This is a genomic window from Pseudoclavibacter caeni (assembly GCF_008831125.1).
GTDB classification, from domain to species: Bacteria; Actinomycetota; Actinomycetes; order Actinomycetales; family Microbacteriaceae; genus Pseudoclavibacter_A; species Pseudoclavibacter_A caeni.
The window spans coordinates 142,751-155,353 of the sequence record NZ_WBKA01000001.1 but is presented as its reverse complement, the minus strand read 5'-3'; the positions used below and the strand labels follow the sequence as shown (position 1 = coordinate 155,353).

General features: G+C 75.0%; 12 protein-coding genes. 9 read left to right on the top strand and 3 right to left on the bottom strand.

Features of this window, described 5'->3' with window-relative positions:
• The first annotated feature begins 7 nt into the window (after positions 1 to 7).
• Complete coding sequence (ccsB, locus tag F8O02_RS00785; RefSeq protein ID WP_158035284.1) at positions 8 to 895, top strand: c-type cytochrome biogenesis protein CcsB; 888 nt, start codon at positions 8 to 10, stop codon at positions 893 to 895.
• A gap of 176 nt (positions 896 to 1,071) precedes the next feature.
• Here ccsB and F8O02_RS00780 read toward each other — a convergent pair whose 3' ends face one another.
• Positions 1,072 to 2,136, bottom strand: coding sequence for an o-succinylbenzoate synthase (locus tag F8O02_RS00780; protein WP_158035283.1), 1,065 nt, complete (start codon positions 2,134 to 2,136; stop codon positions 1,072 to 1,074).
• Between the two features lie 214 nt (positions 2,137 to 2,350).
• On the opposite strand from F8O02_RS00780, the gene F8O02_RS00775 reads away from it, so the two are divergent.
• The 3 genes from F8O02_RS00775 to F8O02_RS00765 all read left to right on the top strand — a co-directional run bounded on the left by F8O02_RS00775 (position 2,351) and on the right by F8O02_RS00765 (position 5,654).
• Complete coding sequence (locus F8O02_RS00775; protein WP_263970867.1) at positions 2,351 to 3,217, top strand: 1,4-dihydroxy-2-naphthoyl-CoA synthase; 867 nt, start codon at positions 2,351 to 2,353, stop codon at positions 3,215 to 3,217.
• Positions 3,205 to 4,545 (top strand): AMP-binding protein, encoded by a 1,341-nt coding sequence (locus F8O02_RS00770; RefSeq protein WP_225734042.1) that lies wholly within the window; start codon positions 3,205 to 3,207, stop codon positions 4,543 to 4,545. The genes F8O02_RS00775 and F8O02_RS00770 overlap by 13 nt, the downstream gene beginning before the upstream one ends.
• 152 nt (positions 4,546 to 4,697) lie before the next feature.
• Complete coding sequence (locus tag F8O02_RS00765) at positions 4,698 to 5,654, top strand: 1,4-dihydroxy-2-naphthoate polyprenyltransferase (protein ID WP_158035282.1); 957 nt, start codon at positions 4,698 to 4,700, stop codon at positions 5,652 to 5,654.
• 40 nt (positions 5,655 to 5,694) lie between these two features.
• On the opposite strand, the gene F8O02_RS00760 is transcribed toward F8O02_RS00765, so the two are convergent.
• Positions 5,695 to 6,123, bottom strand: a complete 429-nt coding sequence (locus F8O02_RS00760) for a DUF4229 domain-containing protein (protein WP_158035281.1) — start codon at positions 6,121 to 6,123, stop codon at positions 5,695 to 5,697.
• Between the two features lie 63 nt (positions 6,124 to 6,186).
• On the opposite strand from F8O02_RS00760, the gene F8O02_RS00755 reads away from it, so the two are divergent.
• Genes F8O02_RS00755 through F8O02_RS00745 form a run of 3 tightly spaced genes read left to right on the top strand, consistent with a single transcriptional unit; the run spans position 6,187 to position 9,325 of the window.
• Complete coding sequence (locus tag F8O02_RS00755) at positions 6,187 to 6,789, top strand: PLDc N-terminal domain-containing protein (RefSeq protein WP_179416251.1); 603 nt, start codon at positions 6,187 to 6,189, stop codon at positions 6,787 to 6,789.
• The gene (gene menD, locus F8O02_RS00750; protein ID WP_158035279.1) at positions 6,786 to 8,510 is read left to right on the top strand and encodes a 2-succinyl-5-enolpyruvyl-6-hydroxy-3-cyclohexene-1-carboxylic-acid synthase; all 1,725 of its coding nucleotides are present in this window, start codon (positions 6,786 to 6,788) and stop codon (positions 8,508 to 8,510) included. Before F8O02_RS00755 ends, menD begins: the two co-directional genes overlap by 4 nt.
• Positions 8,507 to 9,325 (top strand): IspD/TarI family cytidylyltransferase, encoded by an 819-nt coding sequence (locus F8O02_RS00745; RefSeq protein WP_158035278.1) that lies wholly within the window; start codon positions 8,507 to 8,509, stop codon positions 9,323 to 9,325. Before menD ends, F8O02_RS00745 begins: the two co-directional genes overlap by 4 nt.
• An 88-nt stretch (positions 9,326 to 9,413) precedes the next feature.
• Here F8O02_RS00745 and F8O02_RS00740 read toward each other — a convergent pair whose 3' ends face one another.
• Positions 9,414 to 10,727, bottom strand: a complete 1,314-nt coding sequence (locus tag F8O02_RS00740; RefSeq protein ID WP_158035277.1) for an isochorismate synthase — start codon at positions 10,725 to 10,727, stop codon at positions 9,414 to 9,416.
• Between the two features lie 81 nt (positions 10,728 to 10,808).
• Between F8O02_RS00740 and F8O02_RS00735 the strand changes: the two genes are divergently transcribed.
• Positions 10,809 to 11,522: a demethylmenaquinone methyltransferase gene (locus F8O02_RS00735; protein WP_158035276.1), complete on the top strand. Its 714-nt coding sequence runs from the start codon at positions 10,809 to 10,811 to the stop codon at positions 11,520 to 11,522.
• Complete coding sequence (locus F8O02_RS00730) at positions 11,519 to 12,580, top strand: polyprenyl synthetase family protein (protein ID WP_179416253.1); 1,062 nt, start codon at positions 11,519 to 11,521, stop codon at positions 12,578 to 12,580. Before F8O02_RS00735 ends, F8O02_RS00730 begins: the two co-directional genes overlap by 4 nt.
• The last annotated feature ends 23 nt before the right edge of the window (positions 12,581 to 12,603 follow it).

The following is a 12,603-nucleotide window of genomic DNA, read 5'->3' as shown; positions in this document are numbered from 1 at the left end:
GAGCACCATGGATGTCGCGCAGCTTGAGGAGTGGTCGCTGACCGCGGTCGTCACAGCGGGGGTGATCTTCGGCCTGGCGTTCGTGTTCTACGCGTACGACTTCGCCGTGCGCTGGTCGGGGCGGCAGTCGGCGCGCACGCACAAGGCCGTGAACATCGGCACGGCGCTGACCTGGCTGGGATTCCTGGTCATCACGGCGGGAGCCGTGCTGCGAGGGCTGTCGGCGGGACGCGTGCCGTGGTCGAACATGCACGAGTTCTCGATCACGGCGGTGGCGATCATCTCCGGCGTGTACCTGTTCGTGAACCTGTGGCGTGACGTGCGGTTCACGGGCATGTTCATCACCGGGTTCCTGGTGATCGTGCTGCTGCTGGCGACGACGATCTGGTACACGGCGGTCAAGCCGCTCATGCCGGCGCTGCAGTCGGCGTGGATCGTGATCCACGTGCTCGTGGCGATCCTCGCGACGGGCTTCTTCGCGGTGGGCGCGGCGGTGTCGGTGCTGCAGCTGGTGCAGGCGGGCCGGGAGCGGCGTCCGGCCGGCGAGCGGCGGCGCAACGTGTTCATGGAGGCGCTGCCGGACTCGGGTCGGCTGGAGCAGCTGGCGTTCACGGTGATCATCGTGGGGTTCGTGCTGTGGACGTTCACGCTGATCTTCGGGGCGATCTGGGCGCAGAAGGCGTGGGGGCGCTACTGGGGCTGGGACGTCAAGGAGACCTGGACGCTGATCATCTGGGTGATCTACGCGGGGTACCTGCACGCGCGGGCGACCCGCGGGTGGCGGGGCACACGGGCCGCGGTGCTCTCGCTGATCGGGTTCGCGGCGGTGCTGTTCAACTTCGGCGTGGTCAACACGCTGTTCAAGGGCCTGCACGCCTACTCGGGGCTGAGCTAGCCCGGGCGGGGTGGCTGGCCGGCCCGCTCAGCCCTCTGCGCGGGCACGCCGACCAGTAGCGCGACACGCGGCGGGTCGATCGCCAGAGGTGCGCCATCCTGTGGCGCAGCAGTGGCTGTCGGCTGTGCGACTGGCGCGTTCCCGGCTGTGACCTCGATCGGGCCCGGTCGTCGGGCTCAGCCGCGCTCGGCCAGCGCCGCGTGGCAGGCGGCGATCCGCTCCCGCCACCAGCCGGTGCGGGCCACCCCCGCGTCCAGCCGGTCGAGCGCGTCTTCGTCGGGCTCGACCCAGCCCGGCGTGATCGCGAAGTCGTGCACGAACCCGGCCGCGTCCTCGGCCGTGCGTGCGCCGTGCGCGTCCCGGCCGGCCACGTCGTCCGTGAACAGGGCGCCGGTGGCCAGCCCGCAGGCGTGGTCGAGTGCGGGCAGCGCGGCCGCCAGCCGGGCCCCGGCGGCGATGCCGACGGCCGTGTCCAGTGCGGAGGAGACCACCGCGGGCAGGCCGCTGCGTGCGACGACGTCGAGCACCCGGTGCGCGCCGCCGAGGGGCTGCGCCTTGACGATGATGAGGTCGGCCGCGCCGAGCTCGGCCACCCGCAGCGGGTCCTCGGCCTTCCGCACGCTCTCGTCGGCGGCGATGGGCACGGGCACGTCGTGCGCGGCCAGCTGCTCGCGCAGACGGGCGAGATCCTCCACGTCGGCGACGGGCTGCTCGGCGTACTCGAGGCCGAAGCGGGCCAGCTGTGCCAGCGCCGCGAACGCCTCGTCGAGCCCCCAGCGTCCGTTGACGTCGATGCGCACGCGCACGTCGTCGCCGACCAGCTCGCGCAGTGCTCGCAGCCGGGCCCGGTCGTCCTCGAGCGCGTCGCCCTCACCGGCGACCTTCACCTTCACGGTGTGCAGGGCGGACAGGTCGCCGTAGTGTGCCATCACGGCGGGCACCTCGCCAGCGGGAACCGCGGGCAGGGTCGCGTTGACGGACACCCGGTCGCGCACCGGGGCAGGCTGCGGCGTCCAGCCGGCGTCGATCGCGCCGGCCAGCCAGGCCGCCGCCTCCGCGGTGTCGTACTCGAGGAACGGGGAGAACTCGACCCAGCCGTTCGGGCCGTGCAGCAGGGCGGCCTCGCGGCGGGTGATGCCCCGGAACCGCGTGTGCATCGGCAGCGACACGACCCGCATGGGCTCCAGCAGCTCGTCAAGCGACGGCAGCGGGGCGGGTTCCTCGGTGCGAAGCGGTCTCATGGGGCCAGCGTACGCGTCCGCGTGCGCGCTGCGGCGGCCGCTGCGGCCGGTCGCCGCCTGCCGCGCCCGCCCGGCTCACTAGACTTGCCGCGTGAGCGACACGAGTGCATCGATCCCGAATCCGCAGCAGGGCGACGAGCGGGCGGAGCCGTCCGCCGCGTCCGCCGCGCCGCGCCACGTCTCCGAGGTCTTCGACCCGGCCGAGTGGCGCGAGGTGCCCGGCTTCGCCGACCTGACCGACGTCACCTACCACCACGACGTCAGCGGCCGCATCGCCCGGGTCGCCATCGACCGCCCGGAGGTGCGCAACGCGTTCCGCCCTCGCACGGTCGACGAGCTGTACCGCACCCTCGATGACGCGCGGACGAACCCGCGCATCGGCGTGGTGCTGCTCACCGGCAACGGGCCGAGCCCCCGCGACGGCGGCTGGGCGTTCAGCTCCGGCGGCGACCAGCGCATCCGCGGTCGCGACGGCTACAAGTACTCCACCGAAGAGGCCCGCGTCGACCCGGCCGACCAGGCGCGTTCCGGGCGGCTGCACATCCTCGAGGTGCAGCGGCTGATCCGGTTCATGCCCAAGGTCGTCATCGCCGTGGTGCCCGGGTGGGCGGCCGGCGGCGGCCACTCACTGCACGTGGTGTGCGACCTGACGATCGCGAGCCGGCAGCACGCCATGTTCAAGCAGACGGACGCGAACGTCGGCTCGTTCGACGCCGGCTACGGCTCGGCGCTGCTCGCCCGGCAGGTCGGCCAGAAGCGCGCGCGGGAGATCTTCTTCCTCGCCGAGCCGTACGACGCGCAGCAGGCGCTGGAGATGGGCGCGATCAACACCGTCGTCGACCACGACCAGATCGAGGTCGAGGCGCTGCGGCAGGCGCGGGTGATCCTCACCAAGTCGCCGACGGCCATCCGCATGCTCAAGTTCGCCTTCAACGCGGCCGACGACGGCATGGTCGGCCAGCAGCTGTTCGCCGGCGAGGCGACCCGGCTCGCCTACGGCACCGACGAGGCGGTGGAGGGCCGTGACGCCTTCCTCGAGAAGCGCGACCCGGACTGGAGCCCCTTCCCGTGGCAGTTCTGAACGGCCCCGGCACGGCCGCCGCGCCGGGAGCCCCGGCCGCCGACGCCCGCCCGCTGGTCGTCGTGCCGGCGGACGCCGAGACACTCCTCGCCGCCCTCCCGGACGCACTGGCCGGGCAGGGCCCCGCGCTGCTGCCCGTCTCGCCCGAGACCGAGGCCGAGGAGACCGCGTTCGTCGAGCAGGCCGGCGGGCTCGCCGGGGCCAGGGCCGCCGTGGCGGCGTCCACCGCGGTGGTCGTGCGCACCTCCGGGTCGACCGGGCATCCGAAGCGCGTCGAGCTCTCCGGGCGGGCGCTGCTGGCGAGCGCCCGGAGCACGAACGCCATCCTCGGCGCGGGCCGCTGGCTGCTCGCCCTGCCGGTGCACTACATCGCGGGGCTGCAGGTGCTCGTCCGCTCGCTCGTCGCGGGCACCGTCCCGGTCGTGCTGCCGAGTCTCGCCGGCGGGGCCGGGCGGGCGACGGGGCACTTCACCGCCGAGGCGTTCACCCGGGCGACCGCCCGGCTGCGCGCCGAGTCACCCGACGCGCCCCTGCTGACGGCGCTCGTGCCCGCACAGCTGCACACGCTGCTCGCCGACGCCCGGGAGCATGCCGAGACCCTCGCCGCGCTGCGCGCGTACCGGACGGTGCTCGTCGGCGGGCAGCGCACCGATCCGGGGCTGCTCGACCTCGCCCGCGCGCGCCGCGTCGCCGTGGTGACCACGTACGGCGGCAGCGAGACGAGCGGCGGCGTCGTGTACGGGCTGCCGGACGGCACGCAGCGGCTTGTCGCCGACACTAGACTGGCGGTCATCGATCGCAGCATCCTGATCGCGGGATCGACGCTCGCCACCGGCTATCTCGGCGACCCCGCCCGGACTGCACAGGCGTTCGTCGAGCGTGCCGGAACCCGGTGGCTGGTCACCGGCGATCTCGGCGACCTGAACGAGGGAGTGCTGACTGTGACCGGACGAGACGATCAGATCATCATCACCGGCGGCCTCAAGCTCGACCTGAACGAGGTGACCCGGGTGCTGCACGAGCTGCCCGGACTCGCCGACGCCGTGGCCGTGCCATTCGACGACGAGAAGTGGGGCACTCGCTTCGCCGTCTATGCCGACGGGCGTGACCGGACGATCCCCAGACTGACTCGCGACGAGCTCAACGCCGTGCTGCGCGCCCGCCTCGGCCGCCACGCGGGCGCCGCCGCGATTACCTACTTCAGCTTCGGGCTGCCAAGGCTGCCCAGCGGCAAGGTCGATCTCTCCTCGCTGTACGAGACGGCCGAGAAGCTGGCGGGCACCGCGCTCGCCGTGCAGCGTGACCGGCCGCCGCGCGACGCGGTGTGAGCCGCGGCCGGGCGGCCGCCCGCGGCCCGGAGCTTGCGACGGGCGATGCCGGGCCGGCGTCGCCGAGCGTCCGCGGGGATCGTGCGGGCGCCCTCGCCCGGTCGATCGGGCGGAATCCAGGGGGAGCGGATGAGAGAGAAGGTACCTGCTGCATGAGCGCGCATGAGCCCGCTGAGACGACCGTCCCCGGAACCGCCGGGGTGCACGACCCCTCTGGATCCCTGGCCCGGTCGGCGACCGTCGGCGACTGGATCGAGGGGGCCCGGCTGCGGACGCTGCCGCTGGCGATCGCGCCGGTGGTCGCCGGATCGGGGGTCGCCGCCGCCCAGGGGCGCTTCCACCTCGGCTTCGCCCTGCTCGCCCTCGGCGTGGCCCTGTTGCTGCAGATCGGGGTGAACTACGCCAACGACTACTCCGACGGCATCCGCGGCACCGATGAGCACCGGGTGGGGCCCGCCCGGCTGACCGGCGGCCGGCTCGCCCGCCCGCAGACCGTGCGCGGCGTCGCGTTCGCCTGCTTCGGGGCCGCCGCAGTGCTCGGTCTGTGGCTGTCGTTCGCCTCGGGGCTGTGGTGGTTCCCGCTCATCGGGCTCGTGGCGATCATCGCCGCGTGGTACTACACCGGCGGCAGCCACCCGTACGGGTACGTGGGGCTCGGCGAGGTGTCGGTGTTCGTGTTCTTCGGCCTCGTCGCCACGATGGGCACGGAGGCCGTGCAGACCGGCGGGGCCAGCTGGACGGGGGTCTGGGCCGCGGTCGCCATGGGGCTGTTCTCATGCGCGGTGCTCATGATCAACAACATCCGCGATATCGACACGGACGCGGTTAGTGGCAAGCACACGCTCGCCGTCCGCCTCGGCCGGTCCCGTGCGCACGCCGCCTACCTCGCGATGGTGGTGCTGCCATTCGTGATCGCCGCGTTCGCGCTGCACCCGGATGGCCGGTGGGGATGGCTCAGTCTCCTCGCCGCGATCCCGCTGGCGGTGGCGGTCTTCCGCGGGCTGCATCCGCGCACGCCCCGCGACCAGATTCTCGCGCTGAAGCTCACGAGCCTCGGTGCGCTCGCGTTCGCGGTGCTGCTCGCCATCGGGCTGCAGCTGCCCGCCTGAGGTCGGCGGCCGGGGCACGGGGCCTTTTCCGCGCCTCCGGTCAGTCGCGGTCGACCGGGTGACCCTTCGCGTCGGCGGCGTCGCCGGCACCGGCCTCTCGGGCGCCGGCCCGGTCGGCGTGCACCTGGGTCCGCGTGGCATCCGCCGCATCCGCCTCCCGCTCGTCGTCGAGCACGAGGTCCGTCTCCGCGTCCGCCGCGACGACCGCGTCCTCGACGTCCTCGTCCTCGTGTCCGCCGCGACGACGGGTGCGCGCCCGCTCCGGGTGGGCGCGCCGCTCGGCGATCTCCTGCGAGAACGCGCGGCGCTGTCGGTCGAGCGCGAGATACGAGATCGGCAACGCGAGGATCACGGCCAGCGCGGTCGCGAGGAATGGGTTGACCCCGAGCAGGATCAGGATGACGAGCAGGACGATCACGAGGCCCACGCGCAGCAGCGTGTAGGTCAGCCAGGCGGGAAGCTTCTTCACACCTCCGAGTCTACGTGTCGCCCGCCCTGCTCACTCCGCGCTCGCTGCCGTACCATGGTGGGCATGGTCCGCATCCTGCTCGTGCTCGCCGCCGTGCTCCTCGGCATGGCGGTCGTCGCGTTCGTGGACGCGGCGCTCACCCCACGCGGCGAGACGGGTGTGCTGCCCAGGTGGGCGTGGCTCGTGCTCGTCGTGGTGCTGCCGCTGGTCGGGCCCGTGCTGTGGTGGTACGCGGGTCGGCCCCGGGCGCGCACGGGGGCCGAGACCGTGCCACCGCGGGATGTCGTCCCCGAGCGGGCAGGCCGACCCGATCGATGTCCGGGCGACCCGCGTGCGGCCGATGACGTGCGACTCGAGACGATGAGCCCGGACGAGCGGATCGCCTGGCTCGAGCGCGAGCTGGCCGATCTCGAGGACGAGGACGCGCTCGCGGACCTCGAGGCGGCGCACGAGGACACGGCGGCGAGTGAGCAGGCGACGCGCGAGCCGCCGCGGGACGCGTTCGGCGGGCCTGGATCGCACCCCGGCTCTGCGGGATCGCACGCTGACGCCCCGGGCTCGGACGCCACGACGCGGGAGACGCAGCGGCCGGCGGACGCGTCCGCCGCACCCCGGCCCCACCACGATGACGAGCGCCGGGACCCGCGCCCCGGGGCCGACCGGTGACCGCCGGCGACGATCGGCGCGCCCCCGCCAGCGAGTTCGCGCTGGCCCTGCTGCTCGCCCTGGTCGAGCGCGGGGTCACCGACCTCGTCGTCAGCCCGGGATCGCGATCGCAGGCGCTGGCGCTGGCGGCCGCCGAGCTCGAGCGGGCCGGCCGCATCCGTCTGCACGTGCGCGTCGACGAGCGCGACGCGGGGTTCCTCGCGCTCGGCATGGGCCTCGCCACCGGTCGCCCGGCCCCGGTGGTCACGACCTCGGGTAGTGCAGTGGCGAACCTCATGCCGGCGGCCCTCGAGGCGGCCCGCGACCGCACGCCCATGCTGCTGCTCACCGCCGACCGGCCGAGCTGGCTGCGCGGCACGGGGGCGAACCAGACGACCGACCAGGCGGGGCTGCTCGGCGACCGCGCCGTGCTGAACCTCGATGTCGCCCCGGTGACAGACGCGGACGCCGCGGTCGCCGCCGCCGCGGCCGTCGCCCTCGAGGCCCTGCCGGTCGCCCTCGAGGCCCGCGCGCTGCGGCGGGGCCCGGCGCAGATTGACCTGCAGTTCACCGAGCCGCTCAGCGGCCCGCACACCCCGATCGAGGCGCTGCTGCCCCGGGTGCGCCGGGCCCTCGCCGCGGGCCGGGCGCCACTGGACGTCGCGCCGCCGGCCGCCGTGCTGGGCGGGCCGGTCACGGTCGACGCGGCGTCGACGCTCGTGCTCGCCGGCCAGGGCGCCGATGCCGATCTCGTGCGCCGGGCGGCCGAGCGGGGCTGTGCGGTGATCGCCGAGATCACCTCGGGGCTGCGCCGCTGGCAGAGCGAGCTGCCGGGCGGGTACCGCGCCTGGCTCGACGCCGGCGCCCCCGGCGTCCGCACCGTCGTGGCCACCGGGCTGCCGACGCTGTCACGACAGGCCCGCCAGGTCGCGTTGCGGCCGGATCTGCGGCTGGTCACCCGGGCCCCGCTGCCCGGCGAGTGCTTCGACCCGGGGCACCGCACTGAACGGGTTGCCGAGGTGCGCATCACCGGGCGGGGGCCGTGGACGCCGGGCGGGCGAGCCGAGGACGCGCCGGCGAGCGCGGCCGGGGCCCCCATACATCCGGACGACCCCGCTGACACCGCGGACGCGACGGCTCCGTCTGCGCCCCGGCCCACGGCACCCACGTCGTGCATGCCGCCCGCGGACGCCCGCGGCGCGGTCGTCGACGCGGTGTGGGCCGCGAGCGGGCCCGCCGACGCCGTCTATCTCGCCTCGTCGACCATGGTGCGGGTGGCGGACGAGCGCGTCGACCCGGGCCGGGGCGGCGTGCCCGTGCTCGCCCACCGCGGGCTCGCGGGCATCGACGGGACGGTCTCCGCGGCGTCCGGCGTGGCGCTCGCCCGGGTCGCACGGCATCCGGACGCGGTCACCCGACTCGTGATCGGCGACCTCGCCCTCGCTCATGACGTCGGCGGGCTGCTCGTGCCCCCGGTCGAGGCGCGGCCGCCGCTGCAGATCGTCGTGGTCGATGACCGGGGCGGGTCGATCTTCGCCGGTCTCGAGGTCGCGCAGGCTGACCCGGCGCTCTATGACCGGGTCGTGCGCACCCCCCAGCGGTACGAGCTCACGGCCCTCGCCCGCGCCTACGGCTGGGGGCACGTGCGCGCGCACGACCCGGCGGAGCTCGCTGCCGCGCTGGCGACCCGCCGGCCGCTGATCGTCGAGGTGCGCGTGGACGACGTCGGAGGCTGGGCATGAGCGACCGTCGCGTCGTGGTGCTGCTCGCCGGAGGCGTCGGCCGGCGGGCGGGCGCCGGCGGGCCCAAGCAGCTGGTGACCGTCGGCGGGCACACGCTGCTCGAGCACACCATCGCGGCCGTCGAGCGATGGGCCGCTCTCGACGAGATCCTCGTGGTCATGGAGGCCGCGCACCTCGACGCTGCCCGCTGCATCGCCGCCCGGCACTCGCGCGTGACCGCGGTGATCCCCGGCGGGGCGGAGCGGGCGGACTCCTCTCGACTCGCTGTCGAGCACCTCGCCGCCCGGCTGCCCGGCCGCACCCGCGTGCTCCTGCACGACGCGGCCCGCCCCTACGTCACTCCCGCGGTGCTCGCCCGGGCCGACGCGGCGCTCGACCGGGCGGACGCGGCGGTCACCGCGGTGCCGAGCGTCGACACCGTCATCGAGGTCGAGGCGGCTCCGGCGGGCGGCGGGAGCGGGGCCGGTCCGAGCGCCGGCGAGGCTGGTGCGGGGGATGGCCGGCGCATCGCCGCCGGCACGGTCGACACGGACGCCGCCCCCGCCGGTCAGGAGCCCGGGCGCCGCCTCGTCGGCGTGCCGCCCCGGGAGCGGATGTGGCTCGTGCAGACCCCGCAGGCGTTCCGGCTCGACACGATCGTGGCCGCGCACCGGATCATCGCACGGGACGTCGCCTTCACCCCGACCGACGACGGCTCCGTCGTGCGCCGCGCGCTGCCGGACGTCCCGGTCGCCGTGGTGCTCGGCGACCCCGCGAACACGAAGGTGACGCGGCCGGAGGATCTGCGCGTCGCGCGCCGGCGGCTGGCGGGCTGAGCCGGGGACGCCGCCTGCGTTGCGTGACGGCTCCGTCGTCACCGGTCGTGTGCGGCCCGGCCGGGGCCGAGGCCGACGTCCGAGCCGGTCAGTCGGCCAGTGCGTCGCGGACGGGCCGCAGCTTCGCATCCGTCTCGGCCACCTCGCGGGCGGGGTCGGACCCGGCGACGATGCCCCCGCCGGCCCAGGCCGTGAGCGTGTCGCCGATCCGCTGGGCGCTGCGCAGCCCGATCGCCCACTCGCCGTCGCCGAGGGCGTCGATCCAGCCGACGGGGCCGGCGTAGCGGCCGCGATCCTCCGGCTCGAGCTCGTGGATCGCGATCAGGGCGGCCTCGCGGGGCACACCGGCGACCGCTGCGGTGGGGTGCAGGGCCGCGGCGAGCCCCAGCGAGTCGAGACGCTCTGCGAGCTCGGCGGTGACGTCCGTGGCCAGATGGCGCACGTTCGGCAGCGTGATCACGTGTGGGCCGTCGGCGCGCAGGTCGCGCACGTGTGGGGCGAGCGCGTCGATGACGCTGCGGGCGGCGAGGTCGTGCTCGGCGCGTTCCTTCGGGTCGTCGAGCAGGTCGGGGCGGCCGGGGTCGTCCGTCGCGCCGACCGGCCGGGTGCCGGCGAGCACCCGGGCGCGCACGTGTCCGCCGCGCACGGCGACCAGGGTCTCGGGGCTCGCGCCGATGAACCCGTCGACGGCGAATGTCCAGCAGTCGGGGTAGGCGGCGGCGAGCCGGGCGAGGGTGACGCGCAGGTCGTGGCCGGCGGGCAGGGTCGCGTGTGCCGGGCGGGCGAGCACGATCTTGCGCGCCGTGCCGGCGTCGATGCGCTCGAGCGCCCGGGTCACCGCGGCGGCGTGGCGAGCGCCGTCGTCGGCCACGAGCGGCACGCCCGGCTGGTCGGGCAGCGGGGCGGCCTCGGCGACGAGCCGGGCGACGTCGGCGCGGATGCGGTCGGCCTCGAGTCGGTCGAGCTCGGCGCGGGCCTGGTCCGGGTCGGGCAGTGGGATGCGCCCGGTCAGCCCGGGGTCGTCCGGCGGGGTGACGCGGGCCCGGTCGACGATGCGGGTCGCCCAGGTGCGCCCGCCCCGGCGGGTGATGAGCAGGCTCGGGACGATGAGCACGCTGGGCCGTGACATGGCGTCGTCGAAGGCGAAGGTGCCGAGCGCCGCCAGCCCGCCGCCGACGGCCGGGGTCGCGCCGTGCCGCTCGGCCGCGCCGAGCAAGGCCGCCCACACCCGGCGGGCCTGGGTGAAGCGTTCCGGGCCGGAGAATGTGAGGGTGACCGCGCGGCCGAGGCCGAGCATCCCCTCGCCGTCGCGCCACCACAGCAGCGGGTCGGCGGGGTCGAGCAGGGGGAGGGGATCGGGGATGTCCTCGACGGGGGTCGTACGCGTGAGCAGTTCGAGCACGCCCAAGAGCCTAGCCGGTCACGCGGCGGGGCTGGCCGGTGCTCGTGCCCGCTCACCGGAAAGTCAGTACACTGGGGCGTTGTGACGAGCGCAGATCTGAGCAAGCGACCGGAGGACGTCTCGGCGATGTTCGACCAGGTCGCCCCGGGGTACGACCGCACGAACGATGTGCTGAGCCTCGGGCAGACCCCCCGATGGCGCCGGGCGACGACGCGCGCGGTGGCGCCGCGGCCGGGGGAGCGCGTGCTCGATCTCGCCGCGGGCACGGGGACGTCGAGCGTCCCGTTCCAGCAGGCCGGTGCCGACGTGGTCGCCGCCGACTTCTCCCGGGGCATGATCGCCGAGGGGCGTCACCGCTACCCGTTCCTGCACTTCGAGTGGGCTGACGCGACCGACCTGCCGTTCGAGGACGGCGAGTTCGACGCGGTGACCATCTCGTTCGGGCTGCGCAACGTCGTCGACGTCGACCGTGCGCTCGCCGAGGTGCTGCGCGTGCTGCGACCCGGCGGCCGGTACGTCATCTGCGAGTTCTCCACCCCGACCTGGCCGCCGTTCGCCCGGCTCTACGACTTCTACCTGCGCACCGTGCTGCCCGCCGGCGCCCGGCTGGTGAGCACGAACAACGACGCGTACCCGTACCTCGCCGAGTCGATCCTCGCCTGGCCGGACCAGCGCGCGCTCGCGCGCCGGCTCGCCGACGCCGGGTTCGAGCGTGTGCAGTGGCGCAACCTGACCGGCGGCATCGTCGCACTGCACCGCGCGTGGAAGCCGCTCGCGAGAGAAGAGGAGCGATGACCCCCGAACCCCAGTCGTCCGGCGCGGTCGAGGCGCGCGGCCGACGCCGCCTCGTCACCGGGGCCCGTCGCTTCTTCCTCCCCTCGGAGGACCGTCGCCTGGTCAGCGAGATGGAGGACGGCCTCGCGGAGGTCGAGCGCCGGCTGCTCGCCGCGGCGAACAGCGCCGACACCGTCGCCGACGCGTGCACGCGCTATCTCGTCGACGCCGGCGGCAAGCGGGTGCGTCCCCTGCTGGCGCTGCTCGCCGCGGAGCTCGGCGACGGCATCGGCGACCGGGTCGTCGACGGGGCGGTGACCGTGGAGCTCACCCACGTCGCGAGCCTGTACCACGACGACGTCATGGACGAGGCGGAGACCCGGCGGTCGGTGACGAGCGCCCACCGCGTCTGGGGCAACAACGCGGCGATCCTCGCCGGCGACATCCTCTTCGCCCAGGCCTCGCTGATCGCCAGCGGCCTCGGCTCCGAGGCGATCCGGCTGCAGGCCGAGACGTTCCACCGGCTGTGCCTCGGCCAGCTGCACGAGACGCTCGGGCCGCAGGAGGCCGACGACCCGGTCGACCACTACCTGCGCGTGCTCGGCGACAAGACCGGCTCGCTCATCGCCGAGGCCGGCGAGCTCGGCGTCGTGCTCGGCGGCGCGCCGGAGTCGTACCGGGCGCCCATCCGGGAGTTCGGCGAGTGCATCGGCGTGGCCTTCCAGCTCGTCGACGATGTGATCGACCTGCGCAGCTCGAGTGAGGAGCTCGGCAAGACGCCCGGCACCGACCTGCGCGAGGGCGTGCCCACGCTGCCCTGGCTGCTGCTGCAGCGGCAGGCGCGCACCGACCCCGAGGCGGCGCGCACGCGCGACCGGATCACCGAGCTGCTCGCCGATGACGCGACGATGGACGAGGCCCTCGCCCTGCTCGCCGCGCACCCGGTCACCGACGAGGCCCTCGCACAGGCCCGCGCCTGGGCGGATCGGGCGGTCGCCGCGCTGGACGCGCTGCCCGCGGGGCACGTGCGCGACCTGTTCGGCCGGCTCGCCGAGTACATCGTCAACCGCCGGCACTGATCGTCCGGCGCCGAACGGCACCG